Raw genomic sequence first — 23,710 nt, forward strand, 5'->3', positions numbered from 1 at the left:
ACTGTCCTCCCTTTTAATTATCCGCGAAGTTCGTAAACTTCAGGTTTTTGTGCTGCATGTGGATGTTCAGTGCCAGCGTATGCTTTCAGTCTCAGCTTCATTTTCTCACCTTGGCGAGTTTTTGGAAGCATCCCGTGAACAGCAGACTCGATCATACGTTCAGGTTTAGTTTTCAGGAGATCCTGAGCAACTGTCACTTTCAAACCACCTGGGTGCAGGGAGTGACGATAGTATTTCTTGTTCTCCAATTTCTTACCTGTCAAATGAATCTTCTCAGCGTTGATAACGATAACGAAATCGCCGGAATCAACGTGAGGTGTGAATTGTGGCTTGTGCTTGCCGCGAATTAGAGCAGCAGCTTCACTTGCCAGACGGCCCAAAGTTTTGCCTTCAGCATCGATAATGTGCCAATTGCGCTCTACTTCATTTGGCTTAGCCATATAGGTGGTACGCATGAAAAGATCCTCCTTCATTCTCGTCCGAAATCTAAGTTTCTATGATACAAATGTGCAGCTGTAAAGCCCATCATTCCATCATATATATCTTCGTTCGTTGTTAGTTGTTGTTGTAGTTAGTAAAGCTAAAATCACATTTTGGCGGTTCTCTTAATTGGGGGCTGTGGGATAGCCGTTAAGAAAACACAAACTTTATTTTACAGTATACAACTTTATTAAGCAAGTAGTTTTTTGAAAACTCATGGCATGTCCTCGTAAAATTATTCAAGTTAATTAAATAAATCACCGAACACATCAAGAACGGACTTTTTCTTCTTAGAATGTCCGTAATTCTTATGACTTCCTTGCTGCGGATAATGCGAGTTATGACGGTCCTTGTTATACTCAGGTCTATATTCATTATCATGAGGTTTGCGGTATTGTTCCCGATCGCGTCCACCGTACCATTCATTAAAAGCCGGGCGGGCCTCATTAACCTGGTTCATCAGCTTATCCAGTTCTCCACGATCCAACCATACTCCCTTACAGCTCGGACAGACATCAATCAGGACACCATTCTTCGCCACTTCTCTCAGTTGTACATTATCACAAATCGGACACCGCATATTAATTCCCTCCTTGAGTAAACGCACTATATCCTTCTTAATACGTCTCACAAGGACTCATGGTTTCACTGAAGAGATTACTCTGCATTCCCTTCCACCTCTTCCAAGGCAAAAGAAGGCGGCTGCGGCTTATCCTCCAAAAAGTTGTACTCTACCTTCCAAAGCATCAGGCCTTTCCCTTCAGCCGTTGGGCCAGCGGCACCCCGGTCTCTAGCTTCCAATATTGTCCGGAAGTCCTGGGGCTTACGCTTGCCTTCCCCGACTTGGAGAAGCGTACCCACAATAATCCGCACCATATGCTGCAAGAAGCCGTTACCGGTGATAAAGAGTTCAATGACTCCTTGATCTCTTGGGTGCCCCTCGCGGCACTTGGATCTATCCACCTCAATATGGGCCTCATATATGGTACGCACATGATTCTGTTTGGTAGAATGGCGGGAAGCAAACGAGGTATAGTCGAAAGTTCCAACCAGATACGCCAAGGCCTCTCTCATTGCATCAATATCCAGAATGCCGGGATGATGAAGCTGGAGATGACGATGAAACACATCCGGGTATTGATTAGCGTTGATTGTATACCTATAAGTTTTTCTCTTGGCTGAATGACGAGAGTGAAAACCAGGCTTCACTTCCCTTGCTTCGAGAATGACAATGTCTTTGGGAAGCCGGCCATTCAATGCAAGACACCAGCGTTCAAGCGGAATAGCTGACAGCGTATGAAAGTTAAATACCTGCCGGTAGGCGTGAACCCCCGCATCCGTTCTTCCTGAACCGATTATCTTGATCTCTTCGCCCGTTAATTGACGTATTGCTTCTTCCAAATGATCCTGAATTGTATTCCCACCAGGCTGCGATTGGAATCCGTAATAATTCGTTCCGTCAAAGCTGACGGTCATACAGAGATTGCGCAACATAGACCCTCCTTAGTCCCCCAGGGGGGATTCCAAAGGGCTGCGCCCTCTGGACACCTATTAAAGGATGGTGATCCTTAAACCTATTGTTTTCACAACCCTCCCAAACCCTCCCTTCCCTAAGGGAGGTCCCCAAGGGCTCTGCCCTCTGGACACCCTGATGAGTGACCTGGGAGAGCAAGAGGGAGTGTTTGGGATTGGCGAGCATGGATTCGCTTGTCGTCCCCTCCAGGGACCCGCTTGGGTTAGTGGTGCATAGTTACAAGCTGAATGGTGGCGGAGGAGGCTTGTTGGCGCAGGAAGGGCTGCGTAGTGCAACGAGCCGCTTGCCGTCCCTGCGGGACCCGCTCCACTTCTTCGAGATTGCTTCCAGGCCTGCCCCTCGGGATGCCGCGGCCAATAAGGCCGCGCTGACCGGGAGGTGAGCTCTTCCTTCTCGATCTACTCACAAAGCCTGCTCCCTGGAGGCCGGGGCCGGTAAGGCCACGCTGAGCAGGGAGCTGCTCGCCTCCTCGGGTTCACCCTCAAGGCTGCCCCTCGGGATGTCGCGGCCAATAAGGCCGCGCTGACCGGGAGGTGAGCTCTTCCTTCTCGATCTACCCACAAAGCCTGCTCCCTGGAGGCCGGGGCCGGTAAGGCCACCCTGAGCAGGGAGCTGCTCGCCTCCTCGGGTTCACCCTCAAGGCTGCCCCTCGGGATGTCGCGGCCAATAAGGCCGCGCTGACCGGGAGGTGAGCTCTTCCTTCTCGATCTACCCACATAGCCTGCTCCCTGGAAGTCGGGGCCGGTAAGGCCGCGCTGAGCAGGGAGCTGCTCGTCTCCTCGAGTTCACCCTCAAGGCCTGCCCCTCGGGATGTCACGGCCAATAAGGCCGCGCTGACCGGGAGGTGAGCTCTTCCAAGAATAGCCCCAGACAAACTAAAACTCTCTGGAAGCCGGGTCCGCAGGGCCCGCTGACAGAGAGTAACTTAGCTTCGGAGCTACACTTGTATAACATAGGAGCAGCTCTATAATAGAGCAAACCCCGCGCAAACCAAAAGGCTCGCCCGGGGCTGAATGCCGCGGGATTGAGCCGGGCTCCACCGCGAAAGTCGCTCTCTATGAGTATCCCTAATCCATCCACAAGAAACTTGCGGGTGTCCAGAGGGCTGCCGCCCTTTGGGGTCCCCCTGTTAGGGGGATTTAGGGGGTAACCTCAAAAATTTATGCGCGGTCTACCAGTTCCAAGTAAACCATAGGTGCGCCGTCACCACGACGAGGTCCCAGTTTCAGGATACGAGTGTATCCGCCTGGACGCTCAGAGTAACGAGTTGCGATTTCCGAGAATAGTTTTTGGATTGCATCCTGTTCACCATCAACGGATTCGCGGCGTACAAATGCAGCTACTTGACGACGAGCGTGCAAGTCACCACGTTTTGCTTTCGTAATCAGTTTTTCCGCAATAGAGCGAACTTCCTTCGCTTTTGCTTCAGTAGTCTGGATACGTTCATACAAGAACAAATCAGTTACCAAATCGCGGAACAATGCTTTACGAGCGCTGGAATCACGTCCCAATTTTTGATAAGCCATGTTTTTCCCCTCCTTTGCTAAACGTTAGCAGGCTATTCCTCTGTACGGAGTCCCAAACCAAGTTCCTCAAGCTTCTCTTGAACTTCTTCCAAAGATTTGCGTCCGAGGTTACGGACTTTCATCATATCTTCTTCAGTCTTCGTAGTCAGCTCTTGTACTGTATTAATGCCAGCACGTTTGAGGCAGTTATAAGAACGAACAGAAAGATCAAGCTCTTCTATCGTCATTTCAAGCACTTTTTCTTTTTTGTCTTCTTCTTTCTCAACCATGATTTCAGCGTCCTTCGCTTCGTCCGTGAGGCCCACGAACAAGAAAAGGTGCTCGGTCAAAATCTTAGCGCCGAGGCTGACCGCTTCTTCCGGTCTGATACTTCCATCGGTCCATACTTCAAGCGTGAGCTTGTCATAGTTGGTCACTTGACCAACACGCGTATTCTCGATAGAGTAATTCACCCGGGAAATCGGAGTATAGATAGAATCAACAGGTATCACACCAATCGGTTGATCGTCGCGTTTGTTCTTGTCTGCTTGAACATAACCACGGCCACGGTTGGCAAAGATACGCATGTGGAGTCTGGAACCCGGTGCCAGAGTAGCAATGTGAAGTTCTGGATTCAGAATTTCCACATCACTATCTGCACGGATATCACCTGCAGTGATTGCTCCATCGCCATCCGCATCAATCTCGAGAACTTTCTCCTCGTCAGAATGAATCTTCAGGGAAAGAGCCTTCAAGTTCAGAATGATTTCCGTAACGTCTTCCATAACACCTGGGATCGTAGCGAACTCATGCAGAACACCATCGATTTGAACCGAGGTTACCGCTGCACCTGGAAGCGAGGAGAGCAAAATCCGGCGTAAAGAGTTGCCGAGAGTTGTTCCATACCCACGCTCAAGTGGTTCCACTATAAATTTACCATAGGTGCCTTCCACGTTAACGTCTACGGTCTCAATTTTTGGCTTTTCGATTTCTATCACTGCAATACCCTCCTTCGAAACGTCGTTTCTTCTGAAACTGTCACCTTTTTGTGAGTCTATCATGTAGTATGCCTAAACAACCATTCTTACCAAGTTGCGACGGGGTTATACCACACTAGAGGTTGACTTCATTAGACACGACGACGTTTTGGAGGACGGCATCCATTATGCGGCACTGGAGTAACGTCTTTGATCATGTTAACTTCGAGTCCTGCAGCTTGAAGCGAGCGGATTGCAGCTTCGCGGCCGGCGCCTGGACCTTTAACCATGACTTCAACGGACTTCATTCCATGCTCCATTGCAGCTTTAGCAGCGGTTTCCGCAGCCATTTGAGCGGCAAAAGGAGTCGATTTACGGGAACCTTTGAACCCTTGACCACCAGAACTTGCCCAAGAGATCGCGTTACCGTGTGGATCCGTAATTGTAACGATCGTATTGTTGAAAGTGGAGCGAATGTGCGCCACGCCAGATTCGATATTTTTACGGTCACGACGTTTAGTACGTACGACTTTTTTCGGTTTAGCCATTGTCTGTTATCCCTCCTTCTTATTTCTTCTTGTTCGCTACAGTACGACGAGGTCCCTTACGAGTACGGGCATTCGTTTTAGTACGTTGTCCACGAACCGGCAATCCACGACGATGACGAACACCGCGGTAGCAACCGATCTCGATGAGACGTTTGATATTTAAAGAAATTTCACGACGCAGGTCACCTTCTACCTTAACCGTTTTGTCGATAGATTCCCGGAGTTTGCTTACTTCGTCTTCTGTCAAATCCCGAACGCGAGTGTTCGGGCTGATGCCTGTTGTGCTCAAAATTTTCTGGGAAGTCGTTTTACCGATTCCGAAAATGTAAGTCAAGGCGATCTCAACGCGTTTATCACGTGGCAAATCCACACCAGCTATACGAGCCATTTTACGCTACACCCCCTTCTTAACCTTGTCTTTGTTTGTGTTTCGGATTTTCGCAAATAACCATTACATTGCCTTTACGACGAATGACTTTGCATTTTTCGCAAATTGGCTTTACAGAAGGTCTTACCTTCATATCAATTACCTCCTAAAAGTTTTACCAGAGTAAAACTAATTTCGAAAGCATACGGCTGGCTTTGCTGAGCAAAACCCACCTCCAAAGTTGTTAACCTGGTTTATATTAATTGGCATTAATAAAACCCAACTTTGCTATCATACCACGAAACTATACTCATGCGGTATGGAATCTATTTACGGTATGTTATACGACCCTTAGTCAAATCATAAGGTGATAACTGTATAACCACTTTGTCCCCTGTCAGAATACGGATAAAGTGCATCCGCAGCTTACCAGAAACATGAGCTAGAATCTGATGACCGTTCTCAAGCTCAACTTTAAAAGTAGCATTCGGCAACGGCTCAATAACCGTTCCTTCAACTTCAATGACATCTTCTTTAGCCATAAGTCAGTCTCCTTTCTTTTCAGCTTTGGTTTCGGTGAATTGAACAAACGTGCTTACTGCATGACGCAATTTGCCGTTTGTTACCCGACCACTTTCATTTAAACTATTAACAACTTCGCTGCTAATCAAGTCCTGAAATTCTAAATGCTGAATGTTCTTCCGTTTTGCCTGATCAAACTTTCGTTTGTTCCCGTCAGCGATCCGGACAAACCTGTCATCCAGAAGCTCTACAATAACTCCGATCCCTCCAGCATCCTTGCCTTTGAGAATTCTTACGATTTGACCGATCTGCGGGTCTGTGCGGTGTGTCAAAGGGTTCACCTACGCATCCAGTTTCGTAAAAATTTCGAGGCCGTCAGCTGTGACAGCAACCGTATGCTCAAAGTGAGCACACCATGAACCGTCAACCGTGACAACCGTCCAATTATCTTCCAACGTCTTGACATAACGCTTTCCGATATTGACCATCGGTTCTATTGCAAGCACCATCCCAGGCTTGAGCCTAGGACCACGATCAGGAACACCGTAGTTTGGAATCTGAGGTTCTTCATGGAGCTTCGCTCCAATTCCGTGACCTACATACTCTCTGACAACAGAAAAGCCTGCATCTTCAATCACTTTTTGAATCGCATGCGATATTGTAAATAAGCGGACATCTGGCTTAACAAGCTCAAGACCGGCATATAGGGAACGCTCCGTTACATCAAGAAGCTTTTGAACCTCATCAGTAACTTTACCTACTGGATAAGTCCAAGCTGAGTCACCGTGGTAGCCCTTGTATTCCGCTCCGATGTCAAGACTGATGATGTCGCCTTCGTTTAATTTACGCTTGCCGGGGAATCCATGAACCAGCTCTTCGTTAGTCGAAGCGCATATGCTGTAAGGAAAACCGTTATAGTCTTTAAAAGATGGCACTGCATTTTGACTCCGAATGTACTTGTCAGCGATTTGATCAAGTTCTCCCGTCGTAATACCGGGCTCGATCGCTTGTGCCAAGATCCGGTGCGTCTCCGCAACGATCCGCCCTGCTTCTCTCATAAAGCCAAGTTCCGTTTCGGATTTACAAATGATCATTCAGCTAACCTCTCAGTAATGATACGATTTCTTGAGATACCGTATCGATTTCCAGTTCGCCATCGACTTCACGAAGCAAACCTTGTTGTTCATAAAAGTTGAGGAGCGGTGCAGTTTTGGTGATATATTCGTCCAGCCGTGTTCCTACGCTCTCTTCGTTATCATCAGAACGTTGGTACAACTCACCGCCGCATTTATCACATACACCTTCCTGTTTGGAAGGATTAAAGAGCACATGATAAGTAGATCCACAAGATTTGCAAATACGTCGTCCTGTAAGACGAGCCAGCAGCTTGTCACGATCCACTTTCAGGTTAACCACATGATCCAGCTTGCGTCCTAGTTCAGTAAGCAGCTGATCCAGCGCTTCCGCTTGCGAAAGGGTTCTTGGAAAACCATCCAGTAAAAAACCTTTTTCGCAATCGGACTGCTGGAGGCGCTCACGAACGATGCCCACAGTTACATCATCTGGTACCAACAGGCCTTGATCGATGTATTCCTTAGCTTTAATCCCAACGGGAGTTCCCTGCTTGATCGCTAGACGAAATGCATCGCCTGTCGAAATATGAGGAATGCCGAATTCACCAATAATGACTTCTGCTTGTGTTCCTTTTCCTGCCCCAGGAGGCCCCATAATCAAAATGTTCAAGTCTGTCACTCCCTCCATAACTAGCTTGAGTGCAAGAACATAACAATAGGTGCCGGTTCGAGTCTAGAAGAGCCCGGCCGGAACCTATCGCCTACTTATTAATAAACCCTTTGTAATGGCGCTTCATCAATTGGCTTTCGATCGTCTTCATCGTATCCAGTGCAACACCGACTACGATAAGAAGAGATGTACCTCCAATTTGGATAGAGCTAGGTAGTCCAGCCCAAGAGCCCAAGGCTATCGGAAGCAGTGAAATAACAGCCAGGAAGATTGCACCGGTCATTGTCAGACGTGTCATTACACGAGTGAGGTAAGTAGCCGTTGTTTTCCCTGGTCGAACTCCCGGAATATAACCTCCGTTCTTCTTCATCTGATCCGCCATTTGAGTCGGATTCATTTGAACAAAGGTGTAGAAGAACGTGAAACCAATAATCATTATGACATACAACACCATGCCTAACGGTGCTCCGTTTTGCATGGATAAATTGTCCATAATCCACTTAGCCCAAGCATGTGTAGACCAGAATCCAGCTATGATCGTTGGGAACTGAAGGAGGGAGACTGCAAAGATAACCGGGATTACGCCAGCTGCATTGATTTTCAATGGGATATGCGTATTTTGTCCACCGTACATCTTATTGCCTACAACCCGTTTCGCATACTGTACCGGGATCTTGCGGATCGCCTGTTGGATATAGATAACACCGACAATAATCAGTATTACAACCAAGGCAATGATTATAAATTTAGTGATATTCAGGAAGGTTTGGCCTTCCCCAATGAAATCAGAGTTGATCAAGCTTTGAATGTGACCTGGAATACCTGCAATGATACTCGCAAAGATAATCAGCGAGATACCATTACCGATTCCCTTCTCAGTGATCTGCTCACCCAGCCACATCAGGAATGCTGTTCCTGCTGTAAGCACGATGGCGATCAAGGCATAGTCCGCAAAAGTAGCATTGGGAACCATTTGAGTACCGTAGAGTCGGTTGAATCCAATCGACATCGCAAAAGCTTGAATCACACCCAGCACAATTGTCAGGTAACGCGTGAGCTGTGCTGATTTCTTTTTCCCCATCTCGCCCTGTTTGGCCCATTCCGCTAACTTCGGAACGACATCCATAGACAGGAGCTGAACGATGATGGAGGCCGTGATATATGGGTAGATCCCGAGGGCAAGTATTGAAAACTGCGCCAAAGCGCCGCCCGAGAACGTGTTCAGGAGACCGAACAATGCATTACCTGCTTGATTCGTTGCCGTAAACACATCCGTGTTAACACCCGGAACTGGTACGAATGTACCAATTCGGTAGATCAAGAAAATAAACAGTGTAAACAAAATCCGGTTGCGTAAATCCTTCACATTCCATATATTCTTGAGGGTTTTAAACATTAGATCACCTCGGTTTTACCGCCGGCAGCCTCGATCTTCTCTACCGCAGATTGAGAGAACTTATTTGCTTTTACAGACAATTTGACAGTAACTTCACCGTTGCCAAGAATCTTGATTCCGCTCTTAGCGTTCTTAACGATTCCTTGTTCAAACAACAGTTCAGGAGTAACTTCTGTATCAGCCGCAAAGTTGTTAAGTTCCTCGATGTTCACAATCGCATACTCTTTACGGGTAGGGTTAACAAAACCACGTTTTGGCAAGCGACGATAGAGCGGGTTTTGTCCGCCTTCGAAGCCCGGACGAACACCACCGCCGGAACGAGCATTTTGACCTTTGTGACCACGTCCAGATGTTTTACCCATACCACTGCTGGTACCGCGTCCTACGCGCTTGCGTTCTTTGCGGGAACCAGGAGCTGGGGAAAGCTCATGTAACTTCATCGTTCGTTGCACCTCCTTCATAATTGTAAGCTAGATCTATGTGTCTTAGTCTTGAATTTCTTGTACAGATACCAAGTGAGTCACTTTGTTCACCATACCACGAATAGCAGGGTTGTCATTGTGAACTACTTGTTGGTTGATTTTGCGAAGTCCCAAAGTGTTAACGGTTGTACGTTGGTCCTCCGGACGGCCAATCAAACTCCGTACGAGGGTAATTTGAAGTTTTGCCATTTAGATTCCCTCCTTAACCGAGAAGTTCTTCGACGGTTTTGCCGCGCAATTTCGCAACATCTTCAGCACGCTTCAGACGGGACAAGCCCTCCAAAGTCGCGTTGACCATGTTCATGGAATTCGAAGAACCTAGGGATTTTGTCAAAATGTCGCCTACACCAGCAAGTTCAAGAACCGCACGAACTGGTCCACCAGCGATAACTCCGGTACCTTCCGATGCCGGCTTCAAGAGAACGCGGCCGGCACCAAAGTGTCCGGTCACAAGGTGAGGAATAGTCGTTCCAACCAGGGGAACGTGTACCAGATTCTTCTTCGCATCTTCGATACCTTTGCGAATTGCATCTGGAACTTCGCCTGCTTTACCGATACCAGCACCAACCCAGCCATTGCCGTCACCGACAACTACTAGTGCACTGAAACTAAAACGACGTCCGCCCTTTACAACTTTAGCTACACGATTAATATTTACAACTCTTTCAGTCAGTTCTAAAGCGTTAGGATCTACACGCAAGTCGTTAACCTCCTTTTAGAAATAATCTTAGAATTCAAGGCCTGCTTCGCGAGCTGCATCAGCCAGCGCTTGAATCCGTCCATGGTACAAGTAACCTCCGCGGTCGAATACCACGTTTTTAACGTTTTTATCTTGAGCACGTTTCGCGATGAGCTCTCCAACTTGACGAGCAGACTCAACACTACCGCCATTCTTGATGTTCGCGCTAAGCTCTTTATCAACTGTAGAAGCAGACACAAGAGTTACGCCTGCTACGTCATCGATTAGTTGAGCATAGATATGTTTGGAAGAACGGTATACGTTAAGTCTTGGACGTTCAGCCGTTCCTTGGATTTTTTTACGCACACGCAGGTGTCTTTTCAGACGCGCTTTGTTTTTATCCGCTTTTGTAATCATGACTTCCATTTCACTCCCTTCGGTTTACCATACAAGCTGTTTCAATTCAAGCCGCAATCGGGTTAACTGAACTAAGAAGCTTACTTCTTCTTACCAGCTTTACCTTCTTTACGAATAATACGTTCGCCTTCATACTTGATCCCTTTACCTTTGTAAGGTTCAGGTTCGCGTACGGAACGGATTTTAGCAGCGTATGCACCTACGCGCTCTTTATCAATTCCTTTAACGATGATCTTTGTGTTAGCAGGAACTTCAAATTCGATGCCTGGTTCCGGAGAAATTTCAACCGGGTGGGAGTAACCCACGTTCAGGACGATCTTGTCACCAGATTTGCTTGCACGGTATCCAACCCCAACCAATTCAAGGTTCTTAGAGAAACCGTCGGTTACGCCGCTCACCATGTTGCTAACAACGCTGCGCGTTGTGCCATGAAGGGAACGGTGAAGTTTATTATCGGAAGGACGTTCAACTGTGATTTGGTTCTCTTCCACAGTTACTTTCATGTCCTTATGAAGTTCACGAGTCAAGGTACCCTTAGGTCCTTTTACCGTAATCACGGTGTTATCAACTTTGATATCAACACCACTTGGTACATTTATTGGTTTGCGACCAATACGAGACATTTGCTGCACCTCCTTGTTTTGTGACTTTAATTACCAAACGTAGCAGACAACTTCGCCGCCAGCTTTGGATTGACGAGCTTCTTTGTCGGTCATAACTCCCTTGGATGTGGAGATGATCGCAATACCCAAACCGCCAAGGACACGAGGAACTTCGTTGCTCTTCGTGTACACGCGAAGGCCAGGCTTACTAATTCTTTTCAATCCGGAAATAACACGCTCGTTATTGGATCCGTATTTCAAGAAAATGCGGATAATCCCTTGTTTATTGTCATCGATATATTCTGCATCACGGATAAAACCTTCACGCTTCAAGATTTCAGCGATTTGTTTTTTGATCGTGGATGCAGGCATTTCCACAGTTTCGTGACGCACTACATTCGCGTTACGAATACGTGTAAGCATATCAGCAATTGGATCTGACATAGTCATTCGTGTAAACCTCCTTCCCGTTGTTGATTGTTTACCAGCTTGCTTTTTTCACGCCAGGGATCTGGCCTTTATAAGCTAATTCACGGAAACAAATTCTGCAGATTTTATATTTTTGCAGCACCGAATGTGGACGACCACAACGCTCGCAACGTGTGTATGCACGTACTTTAAACTTAGGTGTGCGTTGTTGTTTAACTTTCATTGAAGTTTTTGCCACTTAGCCTGACACCTCCCGAATCGATTCCAAGAATCGAATTTTTCCTTACTTTACAAAAGGCATTCCGAGTTGAGTCAGCAATTCGCGGGACTCTTCATCGGTTTTAGCCGTAGTTACGATAACGATATCCATACCGCGCACTTTGTCAACTTTATCATATTCAATCTCAGGGAAGATCAATTGTTCCTTGAGGCCGAGTGTGTAGTTACCACGTCCGTCAAACGCTTTGTTTGATACACCGTGGAAGTCACGTACACGTGGAAGAGTTACATTGAACAGCTTGTCGAGGAAGTAATACATACGCTCACCGCGAAGTGTTACTTTCACACCGATTGGCATGTTCTCACGAAGTTTAAATCCGGCAATGGATTTCTTCGCACGAGTGATTACTGGCTTTTGACCAGAGATCAACTGCAGATCATTTACCGCAGAATCAAGTACTTTCGAGTTAGCTACAGCTTCACCAACACCCATGTTGATAACTACCTTCTCGATTTTTGGCACTTGCATAACTGTTGTATAGTTAAACTTTTGAACCAAAGCTGGGGACACTTCATTCAAATAACGTTCTTTCAATCTTGCTGCCATGAATCATGGACCTCCTTTCATTCAATGCTGGATTAGTCGATCACTTCTCCGGATTTCTTAGCTACACGAACTTTTTTGCCGTTGTCCAATACTTTGTAACCGATACGAGTTACTTTTCCGCTCTTTGGATCGACATGCATAACGTTCGATGCGTGAATCGGAGCTTCTTGTTCAATAATTCCGCCTTGTGGGTTAAGTTGATTTGGTTTTTGGTGTTTCTTAACCATATTAACGCCTTCCACAAGCACACGGTTCTCACGAGGATAAGCGGCGATGACACGGCCTTTCTTGCCTTTGTCTTTACCACTGATCACGATAACCGTATCGTCTTTTTTGACGTGCAGTTTATTATTGTGAGACTCCAGAATCTTTTTCAATCTAGGCATTTGTTACACCTCCCGGTTGCATGGATATAAGGGACTAACTTTATTTAGATAACTTCCGGAGCCAAGGAAACGATTTTCATGAAATCTCTATCACGAAGTTCGCGGGCAACAGGTCCGAAAATACGAGTACCACGTGGGCTCTTGTCATCTTTTACCACAACAGCTGCGTTCTCATCGAATGCGATGTAAGAACCATCTTTACGGCGAACGGAACGCTTAGTGCGAACTACTACCGCTCTTACAACATCACCTTTTTTGACAACGCCGCCTGGTGTTGCTTGTTTTACTGAGCAAACGATCAAATCACCGATTTGAGCAGTACGACGACCAGTACCACCCAGAACGCGGATACACATCAATTCCTTCGCTCCAGAGTTATCAGCAACATGCAAACGTGTAAATGGTTGAATCATTCTAAGTTCCTCCTTTCAACTTCACTGACAAGTACAATTAGATAATAACCGCTTGTTCTACGATCTCAGTCAATCTCCAGCGCTTATCTTTGGAAAGTGGGCGAGTTTCTGTGATTTTCACAGTGTCACCAATTTTCGCAGAATTGTTCTCATCATGTGCTTTGAATTTCTTAGTGTGCTTAATGCGTTTATGGTACAAATCATGCTTTTTGTAGGTTTCAACAGCTACTACGATGGTTTTATCCATTTTGTCGCTGACGACTTTACCAATTTGAACTTTACGAGTGTTACGTTCGCTCATGGTTAGCCTCCTTCCTGATTTCAAGCACTGCTATTAAAGCTGCACTTTGATAATTAGCTTGTTATGCCAAGGGCTCTCTCATGTAAAATGGTTTTAGCACGAGCTATATCCTTGCGCACGTCACGGATCCGAGTTGGGTTGTCAAGCTGGCCAGTAGCCAGTTGAAAACGCAGGTTGAAGAGTTCTTCCTTGAATCCAGTGATTTTTTGTTCTATCTCAACAGTGGTTAAGTTGCGAAGTTCATTAGCTTTCATTTGCTTCACCACCCAATTCTTCACGTTTCACAAACTTAGTCTTAACAGGTAGCTTGTGAGCGGCAAGACGCATCGCTTCGCGTGCGATTTCCTCCGATACTCCAGCAAGTTCAAACATGATCTTACCTGGTTTCACAACTGCAACCCATTTTTCTACGTTACCTTTACCACTACCCATACGAACCTCAAGAGGCTTTTGAGTAATTGGCTTGTCTGGGAAAATCTTGATCCATACTTTACCACCACGTTTGATGTAACGCGTCATGGCAATACGAGCCGCTTCGATCTGACGGTTCGTAATCCAAGATGGCTCAGTTGCTTGCAGGCCGTATTCACCGAAGTTAAGTTCAGTGCCGCCTTTAGCTTGACCTCTCAAACTACCGCGTTGTTGTTTGCGGTGTTTTACACGTTTAGGTACCAACATGATTAGTTGCCTCCTTCCTGAGCAGCTTGCTTCTTAGCTGGAGGAAGAACCTCTCCACGGTAGATCCATACTTTCACGCCGATACGGCCGTAAGTTGTATGAGCTTCAGCTGTACCATAGTCGATATCAGCACGAAGTGTATGAAGTGGAACAGTTCCTTCGCTGTAGCCTTCTGAACGAGCAATTTCAGCACCGCCAAGACGGCCGCTTACTGCTGTTTTAATCCCTTTAGCACCGGAACGCATAGTTCTTTGAATCGCTTGTTTCAATGCACGACGGAAGGAAACACGACGCTCCAATTGTTGTGCAATGCTTTCTGCTACCAGAATCGCATCCAGTTCAGGGTGTTTGATTTCAGAGATATTGATGTGAACTTTTTTACCGCCTGCAATTTGAGTGATTTCGTTACGAAGGTTCTCAACTTCAGAACCGCCTTTACCGATAACCATACCCGGCTTCGCAGTGTGGATTGTTACATTCACACGGTTAGCTGCTCTCTCGATTTCAACACGAGATACTGCAGATTCTTTCAATTTGCCTTTTAAATGCTCACGAATTTTAACGTCTTCCATAAGAAGATCACCAAAATCTTTACCTGCATACCATTTAGATTCCCAATCACGGATAATACCTACCCGCAATCCGACGGGATTTACCTTTTGGCCCACACGTTTTCCCTCCTTATTTTTCGGATACCACCAAAGTAATGTGGCTGGTGCGTTTGTTGATCCGGCTTGCACGTCCCATTGCACGTGGACGGAAACGTTTCATTGTCGGACCTTGGTTAACGAAAATTTCCGAAATAACCAATTTATTTACATCCATAGAATAGTTATGTTCAGCATTCGCAATCGCCGAGTTCAAGAGCTTCTCAACTACCGGTGAAGCTGCTTTAGGAGTATGGCGAAGAATGGCGATGGCTTCACCCACTTGTTTGCCGCGAATCAGGTCAACAACGAGTTTAACCTTACGAGCAGCAATACGGATGGATCTTGCATGTGCTTTTGCTTCCATGTTTGTTACCTCCTCTCAAACGAAGAACTCATCTTAACGTCTTGTTTTCTTATCGTCGTCCGTATGTCCTTTGTAGGTACGTGTTGGTGCAAATTCACCCAATTTGTGTCCTACCATGTCTTCCGTTACATACACTGGCACGTGTTTGCGTCCATCATATACACCGAAAGTGTGTCCGATAAATTGTGGGAAAATCGTGGAACGACGGGACCATGTTTTAATCACGGTTTTTTTGTTGCTCTCGTTCACTTCATCCACTTTTTTGAGTAGGTAGCCATCGATAAATGGCCCTTTCTTCAAACTGCGACCCATAGCTTGAATCCTCCCTTCATGAAACCATCATAAGTCTCTAGTCCGTTAGCCGGAGAAGTAATGCGCCTAAGCGTATTACTTCGTACGACGGCGAACGATGTATTTATCAGAAGCTTTACCTTTTTTACGCGTTTTGTAGCCAAGGGTTGGTTTGCCCCAAGGAGACAATGGCGATTTACGACCGATAGGAGCGCGTCCTTCACCACCACCGTGAGGGTGATCGTTAGGGTTCATGACAACACCGCGGACTTCCGGACGTTGTCCGAGCCAGCGACTGCGTCCAGCTTTACCGATTTTCACAAGCTCGTGGTCTCCGTTACCTACGGAACCGATTGTAGCGCGGCAAACTTTAAGGAGCTTGCGAACTTCACCGGAGGAAAGACGAACTGTGACATATTTTTCTTCTTTACCAAGAAGTTGAGCTTCAGTACCAGCTGCACGAACAAGCTGTCCGCCTTTGCCTGGTTGAAGTTCGATGTTGTGGATCACAGAACCTACTGGGATATTCTCCATCGGAAGTGCGTTACCGATTTTGATATCAGCTGTTGGACCTGATACTACAACGTCATCAACTTTCAAGCCTTTAGGAGCGATGATGTAACGTTTCTCTCCATCTGCATAGTGGATCAAAGCGATGTTGGAAGTACGGTTCGGGTCATACTCGATTGTAGCAACGCGGCCCGGTATTCCATCTTTGTTCCGTTTGAAGTCGATAATACGATATTTACGTTTGTGTCCACCACCGTGGTGACGAACCGTAATTTTACCTTGGTTGTTACGACCAGCAGTTTTGCTAAGTGGTGCAAGCAAGGATTTTTCCGGCACATTTGTAGTGATCTCTTCAAAAGTAGACACGGACATTGCGCGTCTTGCCGGGGAAGTCGGTTTATACTTTTTGATTGGCACTTATGTTCCCTCCTATCTTCAAAAATTTCTTATACCGATTCAAAGAACTCAAGCGGCTTGCTGTCTGCCGTAAGAGTAACGAACGCTTTCTTCCACTCTGGCGTGTAACCAAAATGACGTCCGTAACGTTTAGGCTTCGCAGGAACACGCAAAGTGTTAACTTTATTTACCTTAACGCTGAAGATCGCTTCAATTGCTTGTTTGATCTCAGTCTTGTTAGCACGGATATCCACTTCGAACACATACTTCTGTTCACCCATGTATTCAGCCGTACGTTCTGTGATTACTGGACGTTTGATAACATCACGAGGATCTTTCATTACGCGAGCACCTCCTCTACCTTCTGAACTGCTTCTTTCGTAATGATCAGTTTGTCGTACGTAAGTACGTCAAGAACATTGATGCCGTCAGCTGCTACGAATTTTACACCTGGAATGTTACGTGCAGATAGTGCAACTTTGTCATCATAGCTGGAAGCTACGATCAAAGCTTTACGTTCTACCTTCAGGTTATTCAGGATAGCTGCGAACTCTTTTGTTTTCGGCGTTTCAAAGCTCAATTGATCTAGTACGATAATATCGTTATCGACAACTTTCGAAGAAAGTGCGGATTTGATCGCCAAACGACGAACTTTCTTAGGAAGCTTGAATGCATAGCTGCGTGGTGTTGGTCCGAATACGACACCGCCGCCTACCCATTGTGGTGAACGGATCGAACCTTGACGAGCACGGCCAGTACCTTTTTGTTTCCAAGGCTTACGACCACCGCCGCGTACTTCAGAACGTCCTTTAACTTTGTGAGTGCCTTGACGAAGAGATGCACGTTGCATAACAACAGCATCATGAAGAACGTGAACGTTTGGTTCGATACCGAATACCGCATCATTCAATTCAACTTCGCCCACTTGGCTGCCACTTACATTAAAAAGTGCTACTTTAGGCATTGATTGTTCCTCCTTTCTTCAGAAGATTATTTCTTCACCGTTTCTTTGATTTTCACGAAGCCTTGTTTAGGGCCTGGAATAGAACCTTTTACAAGCAAGACATTACGCTCAACATCAACCTTGATAATTTCAAGTCCTTGAATCGTAACTGTCTCATTACCCAGATGTCCTGGCAGGCGTTTGCCTTTAGGAACACGGTTAGCTTGAATGGAACCCATTGAACCCGGTCTACGATGATAACGGGAACCGTGAGCCATTGGTCCGCGGCTTTGTCCCCAACGTTTGATAACGCCGGCAAAACCCTTACCTTTGGAAATACCCGTTACGTCAACATATTCGCCCTCAGCAAAGACATCGGCTTTAACCTCTTGGCCAACCTCATATCCTGCCAAATCAATACCGCGAATTTCGCGAACGTAGCGCTTAGGTGCAGTGTTAGCCTTTTTGGCATGCCCTGCTTCTGGTTTGTTAGCTCTGCTCTCTTTCTTATCAGAGAAACCTAGCTGAACCGCTTCGTAACCATCGTTATCCGCGTCCTTTTTCTGCAAAACAACATTGGGGCCTGCTTCAATAACGGTTACTGGAATTACATTACCTTCAGCGGTAAATACTTGAGTCATTCCAAGTTTTTTTCCTAAGATACCTTTCATGTTGACACCTCATTCCCTTTTCTAATCAATTACATTTTTTATGACTTACAGTTTGATTTCGATATCTACACCGGACGGTAGATCCAAGCGCATCAAGGCATCCACAGTTTGTGGAGTCGGATTAACAATATCGATCAGACGCTTATGTGTACGCTGCTCGAACTGCTCCCGAGAATCCTTGTACTTGTGTACCGCACGGAGAATAGTAATAATTTGCTTTTCTGTTGGAAGCGGAATCGGTCCAGATACACCAGCACCCGAACGTTTTGCAGTTTCAACAATTTTCTCAGCGGATTGATCAAGAATTCTATGGTCGTAAGCCTTCAAACGAATACGAATCTTTTGCTTTGCCATTTTTAGTCCCTCCTTCTATCGCCCAATTTATTATCGGACATACTCCGTGAAAATTTTCCAAACACCTGCCTCATGGCAAAGGGGCCGGGTGTGTCGGTAACCTCTCACATCATCGCAACGTCACAGAACAACATATATTATTATATTAAAAAGATAGGCTCAATGCAAGCCTTATATACAAAAAGTTTGAAATCTCTTTCTCAGGGAACGAGCCACTGTTCTCTGACATAAAACAAGAAGGTCCATCTCCAAAGAGACGGACCTTCTCTTCTTTCGGTTACAGTACACTGTTGCTCGTTACATCACACTGTTGCTTTATAATCAATCAGGCTTAAGGTCGCCTAATTACTTTTGAATTGTTGCTACAGATCCGGCACCTACTGTACGTCCGCCTTCACGAATGGAGAACTTAGTTCCTTCTTCAATCGCGATTGGGGAGATCAGGGAAACAGTAACGGTGATGTTGTCACCAGGCATTACCATTTCAGTACCTTCAGGCAGGTTGATGATGCCTGTTACGTCAGTTGTACGGAAGTAGAACTGCGGACGGTAACCAGTGAAGAATGGTTTGTGACGTCCACCCTCTTCTTTAGTCAACACGTAGATTTGAGCTGTGAATTCTGTGTGAGGCTTAACAGAACCTGGTTTAGCCAATACTTGGCCACGCTCGATGTTGTTACGGTCAACACCACGAAGAAGTGCGCCGATATTGTCACCAGCTTGAGCGGAATCCAGCAATTTGCGGAACATCTCAACGCCTGTTACAACGGATTTCTTAGTTTCTTCAGTGATACCAACGATTTCGATCTCTTCGCCGACTTTAACAGTACCACGCTCTACACGGCCAGTTGCAACTGTACCACGGCCAGTGATAGAGAATACGTCCTCGACAGGCATAAGGAAAGGCTTGTCAGTTTGACGCTCAGGAAGCGGGATGTAAGTGTCGATAGTTTCGAACATTTCAACGATCTTCTTAGCCCATTCGCCATCAGGGTTTTGAAGAGCTTCACGAGCAGAACCACGAGTGATTGGAGTGTCATCACCAGGGAATTCATATTCGTTAAGAAGGTCGCGAACTTCCATTTCAACCAATTCAAGAAGCTCTTCGTCTTCAACCATGTCACATTTGTTCAAGAACACAACGATGTAAGGAACGCCTACTTGGCGGGACAACAGGATGTGCTCACGAGTTTGTGGCATTGGGCCGTCAGCTGCGGATACAACCAGGATTGCTCCGTCCATTTGTGCAGCACCAGTGATCATGTTTTTAACATAGTCGGCGTGACCTGGGCAGTCAACGTGTGCATAGTGACGGTTGTTTGTTTCATACTCAACGTGTGCAGTTGAGATTGTGATACCGCGCTCGCGCTCTTCTGGAGCTTTATCGATTTGATCGAATGCTACAGCAGCACCACCATAAGTTTTGGACAATACAGTAGTGATTGCAGCAGTCAGGGTTGTTTTACCATGGTCAACGTGACCGATAGTACCGATATTAACGTGCGGTTTTGTACGTTCGAATTTAGCCTTTGCCATTTTGAACAGTTCCTCCTTAAAATATGGGATTGTTATGTTTCACTGTACGGAGTGTCTTTCTAATGAAAAACACCCGAACAGCAGTTAAAAACAAATTAAGCTGATCCTTTTGCTTTGGAAACAATCTCTTCTTGAATGGATTTCGGCACTTCTTCATAGTGAGAAAGTTCCATCGAGAACACACCGCGACCTTGAGTACCGGAACGGATAGTAGTCGAGAATCCAAACATTTCGGAGAGAGGCACCTTAGCACGGATAATTTGAGCTCCACCGCGGGAATCCATACCTTCGATACGGCCACGACGGGAGTTCAGCATACCCATAGCATCACCCATGTACTCTTCAGGCACTGTTACTTCAACTTTCATAACAGGCTCAAGAATGACTGGCTTACATTTCTCCGCAGCAGCTTTAAGCGCCATGGATCCTGCAATTTTAAATGCCATTTCGTTGGAGTCAACATCGTGGTAAGAACCATCAACGATAGTTGCTTTAACATCCACGAGAGGGAATCCAGCGATAACACCATTCTTCATTTGCTCTTCGATACCTTGCTGTGCCGGTCCGATGTATTCTCTTGGTACGGAACCACCCACAACTTTGCTGTCGAACTGGTTGCCAGAACCTGGCTCCAGCGGTTCGAATTCAACCCATACGTGACCATATTGTCCACGGCCCCCGGATTGACGTACGAACTTACCTTCAACACGCGCTGGCGCGCGGAAAGTTTCGCGATAAGCAACTTGTGGTGCACCTACATTGGTATCCACTTTGAACTCACGACGCATACGGTCAATGATGATGTCCAAGTGAAGCTCACCCATACCAGCCAAGATCGTTTGGCCTGTCTCTTCATTAGTATGCGCACGAAGAGTTGGATCCTCTTCAGTCAGCTTACTAAGAGCAACACCCAGCTTATCTTGGTCAGCTTTGGTTTTTGGTTCAACAGCGATCTCGATAACTGGTTCTGGGAAGTTCATAGACTCCAGGATAACTGGACTCTTCTCATCACACAGTGTATCACCTGTACCGGTATCTTTCAAACCTACGGCAGCTGCAATATCACCAGAGTACACTTCATTGATCTCTTGACGGCTGTTCGCATGCATTTGAAGGATACGTCCGATACGCTCGCGCTTACCTTTTGTTGCATTCAGCACATAAGATCCGGATTGAAGCACACCGGAGTATACGCGGAAGAACGTAAGCTTACCAACGTAAGGGTCTGTCATGATTTTAAATGCTAGCGCCGAGAAGGTTTCTTCATCCGAAGATTTACGAACCGCTTCTGTACCATCTTCAAGGTGTCCCTTGATGTCTGGAACGTCAATCGGAGCTGGCAAGTAATCAATAACTGCGTCCAACATCAATTGAACGCCTTTGTTACGATAGGAAGATCCGCAGATAACCGGGAAGATTTTTACTTCTACAACACCCTTACGAAGAGCGGCTTTGATCTCTGCAACAGTGATCTCTTCACCTTCAAGGTATTTCATAGTAAGATCTTCATCAAGCTCTGCAACCTTCTCGATCAATAACGAACGAAGTTCTTCGACTTGCGCCTTGAACTCTTCAGGAACGTCCACAACTTCGATGTCCTGACCCAGATCGTCCTTGAACATGTGAGCTTTCTGTTCAACGAGGTCAATGATACCATTGAATTCGTTCTCTGCACCGATTGGCAGTTGAATTGCAACTGCGTTCGCTTGCAGACGCTCATGCATGTCTTTAACCACGTTGAGGAAGTCAGCACCAATGATGTCCATTTTGTTAACATATGCAATCCGTGGAACGCCGTAACGGTCAGCCTGTCTCCATACAGTTTCAGACTGTGGCTCTACGCCTTCCTTCGCACTGAAAACGCCTACTGCCCCGTCCAATACACGAAGGGAACGTTCAACTTCAACTGTGAAGTCAACGTGTCCCGGGGTATCAATAATATTTACGCGGTGACCCTTCCAAGCAGCGGTAGTAGCGGCGGACGTAATCGTGATCCCGCGCTCCTGCTCTTGCTCCATCCAGTCCATTGTTGCAGCACCCTCGTGAACTTCACCGATTTTGTGCGTACGGCCTGTGTAGAACAAGATCCGTTCTGTAGTCGTGGTTTTACCGGCGTCAATATGCGCCATGATCCCAATATTACGTGTATTTTTCAAGGAGAACTCTCTTGCCATGAATAAAGTCTCCCTTCAAAAATGAAGTTATTAGTTGTGGCCTTATCCTACCAACGATAGTGAGCAAACGCTTTGTTCGCTTCAGCCATTTTGTGCGTATCTTCGCGTTTCTTAACAGAAGCGCCGGTGTTGTTGGATGCGTCGATGATCTCAGCAGCCAAACGCTCTTCCATAGTCTTCTCTCCGCGGTTGCGGGAGTAGTTCACGAGCCAACGTAAACCAAGGGAAGTACGTCTTTCCGGTTTAACTTCGATAGGCACTTGATAGTTCGCACCGCCCACACGGCGAGCTTTAACTTCAAGAACTGGCATAATATTTTTGATCGCTGCTTCAAACACTTCCATTGGGTCGTTACCAGTACGTTCTTGAATCAGTTTGAACGCATTGTATAGAATGCTTTGAGCAACACCGCGTTTTCCATCAAGCATGATGCGGTTGATTAGGCGAGTAACAAGCTTGCTGTTATACACCGGATCTGGCAACACGTCTCTTTTTGTAACTGGACCTTTGCGTGGCATTGATTATCCCCCTTTCAGAAATAGTTCATTCTAGTTTGTGAAATCTTATGACTTCTTAGCTTTAGGACGCTTAGCACCATATTTCGAACGAGCTTGCATACGGTTGTTAACACCTGCTGTATCCAAAGCACCGCGAACGATGTGATAACGTACTCCTGCAAGGTCTTTGACCTTACCACCACGAATCAATACAACACTGTGCTCTTGCAAGTTATGTCCGATACCTGGAATGTAAGCTGTTACCTCCAGACGGTTAGTCAAACGTACACGGGCATATTTACGAAGTGCGGAGTTCGGTTTACGCGGAGTCATTGTACCCACACGAGTGCAGACACCACGTTTTTGTGGAGCGCTCAAATCAGTAGTCTCACGCTTCAGGGCGTTGAACCCTTTTTGGAGAGCTGGTGATTTGGACTTCTCAACTTTGGCTTGACGGCCTTTACGAACTAGTTGGTTAATTGTTGGCATGTTGTTGCCACCCCCTTCCTCAAATTTTCATGTCTTTACAAACCTTTTAATTAAGCCCACAGACCCAGGCGGTTCATAAAAGAACAAAGGAAAGTTTCTGCCCCATGCTTTCGCTTGAAGCAAAAACGTTTCATACCATTATTGTTTCACTATCGCAGCCACCGCTGCCCCAACTTCAATTCCACATGCCTTGCCGAGTTCTTTCATCGTATCGACATAGGTGATCTTGATTGAAGCTTTGTTACAGAGCCCGATGATCTTCGACGTAATTCGAGGATCTGCATCTTGTGCGATGTATACCTCTTCGGCCTGACCAAGTTCCACAACCTTCGCAGCTTGCTTGGCGCCGATCTTGACATGAGCATCCTGTAATCCTCTATCATTAGACATCTTACGAATCCTCCAAAAATACAGGGAATTACCGCTACTCACGCACCTTTGCTATAGTAGCATTTGCATTGGGCGATGTCAAGCACTTATTAAATAATACGGGGAGCAGCCGTATACGGGATGTTGCCCTTCATAAGCTGCTCCACCAGTCTATCCTTGT

Annotated in this window: 40 protein-coding genes; 1 reads left to right on the top strand and 39 read right to left on the bottom strand. The window is 46.2% G+C overall.

What is annotated here, in order from left to right:
- Positions 1–17 precede the first annotated feature (17 nt).
- From rplM to truA, 3 genes are all read right to left on the bottom strand, one after another.
- Positions 18–455, bottom strand: a complete 438-nt coding sequence (gene rplM, locus LDO05_RS15885; RefSeq protein WP_251376308.1) for a 50S ribosomal protein L13 — start codon at positions 453–455, stop codon at positions 18–20.
- A 269-nt stretch (positions 456–724) separates the two neighbouring features.
- A complete protein-coding gene (locus LDO05_RS15890) occupies positions 725–1,060 on the bottom strand; it encodes a TFIIB-type zinc ribbon-containing protein (RefSeq protein ID WP_251376309.1) in 336 nt (111 codons plus the stop codon).
- A gap of 77 nt (positions 1,061–1,137) precedes the next feature.
- Positions 1,138–1,971 (bottom strand): tRNA pseudouridine(38-40) synthase TruA, encoded by an 834-nt coding sequence (gene truA / locus LDO05_RS15895; RefSeq protein WP_251378760.1) that lies wholly within the window; start codon positions 1,969–1,971, stop codon positions 1,138–1,140.
- A 197-nt stretch (positions 1,972–2,168) separates the two neighbouring features.
- Here truA and LDO05_RS15900 point away from each other — a divergent pair, with 197 nt between their 5' ends.
- Positions 2,169–2,396, top strand: a complete 228-nt coding sequence (locus LDO05_RS15900; protein WP_251376310.1) for a hypothetical protein — start codon at positions 2,169–2,171, stop codon at positions 2,394–2,396.
- A gap of 778 nt (positions 2,397–3,174) precedes the next feature.
- On the opposite strand, the gene rplQ is transcribed toward LDO05_RS15900, so the two are convergent.
- The 36 genes from rplQ to LDO05_RS16080 form a co-directional block, all read right to left on the bottom strand.
- Positions 3,175–3,540: a 50S ribosomal protein L17 gene (gene rplQ / locus LDO05_RS15905; protein WP_068620364.1), complete on the bottom strand. Its 366-nt coding sequence runs from the start codon at positions 3,538–3,540 to the stop codon at positions 3,175–3,177.
- Between the two features lie 32 nt (positions 3,541–3,572).
- Entirely contained in the window at positions 3,573–4,517 is a 945-nt protein-coding gene (locus LDO05_RS15910) for a DNA-directed RNA polymerase subunit alpha (RefSeq protein ID WP_127200951.1), read from the bottom strand.
- A 131-nt stretch (positions 4,518–4,648) separates the two neighbouring features.
- The gene (gene rpsK / locus LDO05_RS15915; RefSeq protein ID WP_127200950.1) at positions 4,649–5,044 is read right to left on the bottom strand and encodes a 30S ribosomal protein S11; all 396 of its coding nucleotides are present in this window, start codon (positions 5,042–5,044) and stop codon (positions 4,649–4,651) included.
- Positions 5,045–5,063: 19 nt separating this feature from the next.
- Positions 5,064–5,432, bottom strand: coding sequence for a 30S ribosomal protein S13 (gene rpsM, locus LDO05_RS15920; protein WP_127200949.1), 369 nt, complete (start codon positions 5,430–5,432; stop codon positions 5,064–5,066).
- Between the two features lie 19 nt (positions 5,433–5,451).
- Positions 5,452–5,565 (bottom strand): 50S ribosomal protein L36, encoded by a 114-nt coding sequence (gene rpmJ / locus LDO05_RS15925; RefSeq protein ID WP_021296640.1) that lies wholly within the window; start codon positions 5,563–5,565, stop codon positions 5,452–5,454.
- Between the two features lie 172 nt (positions 5,566–5,737).
- Positions 5,738–5,953, bottom strand: a complete 216-nt coding sequence (gene infA / locus LDO05_RS15930) for a translation initiation factor IF-1 (RefSeq protein ID WP_028559500.1) — start codon at positions 5,951–5,953, stop codon at positions 5,738–5,740.
- Positions 5,954–5,956: 3 nt separating this feature from the next.
- Positions 5,957–6,265: a KOW domain-containing RNA-binding protein gene (locus tag LDO05_RS15935; protein ID WP_251376311.1), complete on the bottom strand. Its 309-nt coding sequence runs from the start codon at positions 6,263–6,265 to the stop codon at positions 5,957–5,959.
- A gap of 9 nt (positions 6,266–6,274) precedes the next feature.
- The gene (gene map / locus LDO05_RS15940) at positions 6,275–7,027 is read right to left on the bottom strand and encodes a type I methionyl aminopeptidase (protein WP_251376312.1); all 753 of its coding nucleotides are present in this window, start codon (positions 7,025–7,027) and stop codon (positions 6,275–6,277) included.
- A 4-nt stretch (positions 7,028–7,031) separates the two neighbouring features.
- On the bottom strand, positions 7,032–7,676 hold the full coding sequence (locus LDO05_RS15945) for an adenylate kinase (RefSeq protein WP_251376313.1): 645 nt from the start codon (positions 7,674–7,676) through the stop codon (positions 7,032–7,034).
- A 91-nt stretch (positions 7,677–7,767) separates the two neighbouring features.
- Positions 7,768–9,072, bottom strand: coding sequence for a preprotein translocase subunit SecY (secY, locus tag LDO05_RS15950; RefSeq protein WP_251376314.1), 1,305 nt, complete (start codon positions 9,070–9,072; stop codon positions 7,768–7,770).
- Entirely contained in the window at positions 9,072–9,512 is a 441-nt protein-coding gene (rplO, locus tag LDO05_RS15955; RefSeq protein ID WP_127200944.1) for a 50S ribosomal protein L15, read from the bottom strand. Before rplO ends, secY begins: the two co-directional genes overlap by 1 nt.
- 45 nt (positions 9,513–9,557) lie before the next feature.
- Entirely contained in the window at positions 9,558–9,743 is a 186-nt protein-coding gene (gene rpmD / locus LDO05_RS15960) for a 50S ribosomal protein L30 (protein WP_251376315.1), read from the bottom strand.
- 13 nt (positions 9,744–9,756) lie between these two features.
- Positions 9,757–10,254, bottom strand: a complete 498-nt coding sequence (rpsE, locus tag LDO05_RS15965; protein ID WP_127200942.1) for a 30S ribosomal protein S5 — start codon at positions 10,252–10,254, stop codon at positions 9,757–9,759.
- 27 nt (positions 10,255–10,281) lie between these two features.
- Positions 10,282–10,650 (bottom strand): 50S ribosomal protein L18, encoded by a 369-nt coding sequence (gene rplR / locus LDO05_RS15970; protein ID WP_251378761.1) that lies wholly within the window; start codon positions 10,648–10,650, stop codon positions 10,282–10,284.
- Positions 10,651–10,730: 80 nt separating this feature from the next.
- Entirely contained in the window at positions 10,731–11,273 is a 543-nt protein-coding gene (gene rplF / locus LDO05_RS15975; RefSeq protein WP_127200940.1) for a 50S ribosomal protein L6, read from the bottom strand.
- A 30-nt stretch (positions 11,274–11,303) separates the two neighbouring features.
- Positions 11,304–11,702 (bottom strand): 30S ribosomal protein S8, encoded by a 399-nt coding sequence (rpsH, locus tag LDO05_RS15980; RefSeq protein ID WP_127200939.1) that lies wholly within the window; start codon positions 11,700–11,702, stop codon positions 11,304–11,306.
- 31 nt (positions 11,703–11,733) lie between these two features.
- On the bottom strand, positions 11,734–11,919 hold the full coding sequence (locus tag LDO05_RS15985; RefSeq protein WP_009226651.1) for a type Z 30S ribosomal protein S14: 186 nt from the start codon (positions 11,917–11,919) through the stop codon (positions 11,734–11,736).
- Between the two features lie 45 nt (positions 11,920–11,964).
- Complete coding sequence (gene rplE / locus LDO05_RS15990; RefSeq protein WP_251376316.1) at positions 11,965–12,507, bottom strand: 50S ribosomal protein L5; 543 nt, start codon at positions 12,505–12,507, stop codon at positions 11,965–11,967.
- A gap of 32 nt (positions 12,508–12,539) precedes the next feature.
- Entirely contained in the window at positions 12,540–12,893 is a 354-nt protein-coding gene (gene rplX / locus LDO05_RS15995; protein ID WP_082927007.1) for a 50S ribosomal protein L24, read from the bottom strand.
- 44 nt (positions 12,894–12,937) lie between these two features.
- Positions 12,938–13,306 carry a 50S ribosomal protein L14 gene (rplN, locus tag LDO05_RS16000; protein WP_127200937.1) on the bottom strand — a complete coding sequence of 123 codons (369 nt, stop codon included), beginning with the start codon at positions 13,304–13,306 and terminating at the stop codon, positions 12,938–12,940.
- Between the two features lie 37 nt (positions 13,307–13,343).
- Positions 13,344–13,607 carry a 30S ribosomal protein S17 gene (gene rpsQ, locus LDO05_RS16005; protein WP_251376317.1) on the bottom strand — a complete coding sequence of 88 codons (264 nt, stop codon included), beginning with the start codon at positions 13,605–13,607 and terminating at the stop codon, positions 13,344–13,346.
- A gap of 53 nt (positions 13,608–13,660) precedes the next feature.
- Positions 13,661–13,861: a 50S ribosomal protein L29 gene (gene rpmC, locus LDO05_RS16010; protein WP_127200935.1), complete on the bottom strand. Its 201-nt coding sequence runs from the start codon at positions 13,859–13,861 to the stop codon at positions 13,661–13,663.
- Positions 13,851–14,285 carry a 50S ribosomal protein L16 gene (rplP, locus tag LDO05_RS16015; protein ID WP_068620409.1) on the bottom strand — a complete coding sequence of 145 codons (435 nt, stop codon included), beginning with the start codon at positions 14,283–14,285 and terminating at the stop codon, positions 13,851–13,853. The genes rpmC and rplP overlap by 11 nt, the downstream gene beginning before the upstream one ends.
- A 2-nt stretch (positions 14,286–14,287) precedes the next feature.
- Positions 14,288–14,953: a 30S ribosomal protein S3 gene (rpsC, locus tag LDO05_RS16020; protein ID WP_251376318.1), complete on the bottom strand. Its 666-nt coding sequence runs from the start codon at positions 14,951–14,953 to the stop codon at positions 14,288–14,290.
- 13 nt (positions 14,954–14,966) lie between these two features.
- Complete coding sequence (gene rplV / locus LDO05_RS16025; RefSeq protein WP_068620412.1) at positions 14,967–15,299, bottom strand: 50S ribosomal protein L22; 333 nt, start codon at positions 15,297–15,299, stop codon at positions 14,967–14,969.
- 33 nt (positions 15,300–15,332) lie between these two features.
- Positions 15,333–15,611: a 30S ribosomal protein S19 gene (gene rpsS, locus LDO05_RS16030; protein WP_251376319.1), complete on the bottom strand. Its 279-nt coding sequence runs from the start codon at positions 15,609–15,611 to the stop codon at positions 15,333–15,335.
- 75 nt (positions 15,612–15,686) lie between these two features.
- Positions 15,687–16,517, bottom strand: a complete 831-nt coding sequence (gene rplB / locus LDO05_RS16035) for a 50S ribosomal protein L2 (protein ID WP_127200931.1) — start codon at positions 16,515–16,517, stop codon at positions 15,687–15,689.
- 29 nt (positions 16,518–16,546) lie between these two features.
- Complete coding sequence (rplW, locus tag LDO05_RS16040; RefSeq protein ID WP_127200930.1) at positions 16,547–16,837, bottom strand: 50S ribosomal protein L23; 291 nt, start codon at positions 16,835–16,837, stop codon at positions 16,547–16,549.
- Positions 16,837–17,460 carry a 50S ribosomal protein L4 gene (rplD, locus tag LDO05_RS16045; protein WP_251376320.1) on the bottom strand — a complete coding sequence of 208 codons (624 nt, stop codon included), beginning with the start codon at positions 17,458–17,460 and terminating at the stop codon, positions 16,837–16,839. The genes rplW and rplD overlap by 1 nt, the downstream gene beginning before the upstream one ends.
- A gap of 26 nt (positions 17,461–17,486) precedes the next feature.
- Positions 17,487–18,110, bottom strand: a complete 624-nt coding sequence (gene rplC, locus LDO05_RS16050; RefSeq protein WP_251376321.1) for a 50S ribosomal protein L3 — start codon at positions 18,108–18,110, stop codon at positions 17,487–17,489.
- Positions 18,111–18,155: 45 nt separating this feature from the next.
- A complete protein-coding gene (rpsJ, locus tag LDO05_RS16055) occupies positions 18,156–18,464 on the bottom strand; it encodes a 30S ribosomal protein S10 (RefSeq protein ID WP_017692074.1) in 309 nt (102 codons plus the stop codon).
- Positions 18,465–18,809: 345 nt separating this feature from the next.
- Positions 18,810–20,000: an elongation factor Tu gene (gene tuf, locus LDO05_RS16060; RefSeq protein ID WP_251376322.1), complete on the bottom strand. Its 1,191-nt coding sequence runs from the start codon at positions 19,998–20,000 to the stop codon at positions 18,810–18,812.
- A 95-nt stretch (positions 20,001–20,095) separates the two neighbouring features.
- Entirely contained in the window at positions 20,096–22,174 is a 2,079-nt protein-coding gene (gene fusA, locus LDO05_RS16065) for an elongation factor G (protein ID WP_251376323.1), read from the bottom strand.
- A gap of 47 nt (positions 22,175–22,221) precedes the next feature.
- Positions 22,222–22,692, bottom strand: a complete 471-nt coding sequence (rpsG, locus tag LDO05_RS16070) for a 30S ribosomal protein S7 (protein ID WP_007432586.1) — start codon at positions 22,690–22,692, stop codon at positions 22,222–22,224.
- Positions 22,693–22,737: 45 nt separating this feature from the next.
- Positions 22,738–23,160 (bottom strand): 30S ribosomal protein S12, encoded by a 423-nt coding sequence (rpsL, locus tag LDO05_RS16075; protein WP_251376324.1) that lies wholly within the window; start codon positions 23,158–23,160, stop codon positions 22,738–22,740.
- 138 nt (positions 23,161–23,298) lie between these two features.
- Positions 23,299–23,550 carry a ribosomal L7Ae/L30e/S12e/Gadd45 family protein gene (locus tag LDO05_RS16080; RefSeq protein ID WP_251376325.1) on the bottom strand — a complete coding sequence of 84 codons (252 nt, stop codon included), beginning with the start codon at positions 23,548–23,550 and terminating at the stop codon, positions 23,299–23,301.
- Between the last annotated feature and the right edge of the window lie 160 nt (positions 23,551–23,710).

The sequence above is a fragment of the Paenibacillus sp. YPG26 genome, from assembly GCF_023704175.1.
Classification (GTDB): domain Bacteria; phylum Bacillota; class Bacilli; order Paenibacillales; family Paenibacillaceae; genus Fontibacillus.

Bases quoted from the DNA above. Each gene is read 5' to 3' on its own strand.
- rplX (WP_082927007.1), bottom strand. From the start codon at position 12,893: ATGCCTAGATTGAAAAAGATTCTGGAGTCTCACAATAATAAACTGCAC.
- rplM (WP_251376308.1), bottom strand. From the start codon at position 455: ATGCGTACCACCTATATGGCTAAGCCAAATGAAGTAGAGCGCAATTGG.
- rpmJ (WP_021296640.1), bottom strand. From the start codon at position 5,565: ATGAAGGTAAGACCTTCTGTAAAGCCAATTTGCGAAAAATGCAAAGTC.
- rpmC (WP_127200935.1), bottom strand. From the start codon at position 13,861: ATGAAAGCTAATGAACTTCGCAACTTAACCACTGTTGAGATAGAACAA.
- rplN (WP_127200937.1), bottom strand. From the start codon at position 13,306: ATGATTCAACCATTTACACGTTTGCATGTTGCTGATAACTCTGGAGCG.
- rpsJ (WP_017692074.1), bottom strand. From the start codon at position 18,464: ATGGCAAAGCAAAAGATTCGTATTCGTTTGAAGGCTTACGACCATAGA.
- rplP (WP_068620409.1), bottom strand. From the start codon at position 14,285: ATGTTGGTACCTAAACGTGTAAAACACCGCAAACAACAACGCGGTAGT.
- rplF (WP_127200940.1), bottom strand. From the start codon at position 11,273: ATGTCTCGTATTGGTCGCAAACCAATAAATGTACCAAGTGGTGTTGAT.
- rpsK (WP_127200950.1), bottom strand. From the start codon at position 5,044: ATGGCTAAACCGAAAAAAGTCGTACGTACTAAACGTCGTGACCGTAAA.
- rpmD (WP_251376315.1), bottom strand. From the start codon at position 9,743: ATGGCAAAACTTCAAATTACCCTCGTACGGAGTTTGATTGGCCGTCCG.
- secY (WP_251376314.1), bottom strand. From the start codon at position 9,072: ATGTTTAAAACCCTCAAGAATATATGGAATGTGAAGGATTTACGCAAC.
- rpsQ (WP_251376317.1), bottom strand. From the start codon at position 13,607: ATGAGCGAACGTAACACTCGTAAAGTTCAAATTGGTAAAGTCGTCAGC.
- rplQ (WP_068620364.1), bottom strand. From the start codon at position 3,540: ATGGCTTATCAAAAATTGGGACGTGATTCCAGCGCTCGTAAAGCATTG.
- rpsH (WP_127200939.1), bottom strand. From the start codon at position 11,702: ATGACTATGTCAGATCCAATTGCTGATATGCTTACACGTATTCGTAAC.
- fusA (WP_251376323.1), bottom strand. From the start codon at position 22,174: ATGGCAAGAGAGTTCTCCTTGAAAAATACACGTAATATTGGGATCATG.
- rplW (WP_127200930.1), bottom strand. From the start codon at position 16,837: ATGAAAGATCCTCGTGATGTTATCAAACGTCCAGTAATCACAGAACGT.
- rpsG (WP_007432586.1), bottom strand. From the start codon at position 22,692: ATGCCACGCAAAGGTCCAGTTACAAAAAGAGACGTGTTGCCAGATCCG.
- rplO (WP_127200944.1), bottom strand. From the start codon at position 9,512: ATGAAGTTACATGAGCTTTCCCCAGCTCCTGGTTCCCGCAAAGAACGC.
- rplR (WP_251378761.1), bottom strand. From the start codon at position 10,650: ATGATTACAAAAGCGGATAAAAACAAAGCGCGTCTGAAAAGACACCTG.
- rpsL (WP_251376324.1), bottom strand. From the start codon at position 23,160: ATGCCAACAATTAACCAACTAGTTCGTAAAGGCCGTCAAGCCAAAGTT.
- rplC (WP_251376321.1), bottom strand. From the start codon at position 18,110: ATGAAAGGTATCTTAGGAAAAAAACTTGGAATGACTCAAGTATTTACC.
- rplD (WP_251376320.1), bottom strand. From the start codon at position 17,460: ATGCCTAAAGTAGCACTTTTTAATGTAAGTGGCAGCCAAGTGGGCGAA.
- LDO05_RS15890 (WP_251376309.1), bottom strand. From the start codon at position 1,060: ATGCGGTGTCCGATTTGTGATAATGTACAACTGAGAGAAGTGGCGAAG.
- LDO05_RS16080 (WP_251376325.1), bottom strand. From the start codon at position 23,550: ATGTCTAATGATAGAGGATTACAGGATGCTCATGTCAAGATCGGCGCC.
- rpsM (WP_127200949.1), bottom strand. From the start codon at position 5,432: ATGGCTCGTATAGCTGGTGTGGATTTGCCACGTGATAAACGCGTTGAG.
- tuf (WP_251376322.1), bottom strand. From the start codon at position 20,000: ATGGCAAAGGCTAAATTCGAACGTACAAAACCGCACGTTAATATCGGT.
- rpsS (WP_251376319.1), bottom strand. From the start codon at position 15,611: ATGGGTCGCAGTTTGAAGAAAGGGCCATTTATCGATGGCTACCTACTC.
- map (WP_251376312.1), bottom strand. From the start codon at position 7,027: ATGATCATTTGTAAATCCGAAACGGAACTTGGCTTTATGAGAGAAGCA.
- infA (WP_028559500.1), bottom strand. From the start codon at position 5,953: ATGGCTAAAGAAGATGTCATTGAAGTTGAAGGAACGGTTATTGAGCCG.
- rplE (WP_251376316.1), bottom strand. From the start codon at position 12,507: ATGGCAGCAAGATTGAAAGAACGTTATTTGAATGAAGTGTCCCCAGCT.
- rplV (WP_068620412.1), bottom strand. From the start codon at position 15,299: ATGGAAGCAAAAGCACATGCAAGATCCATCCGTATTGCTGCTCGTAAG.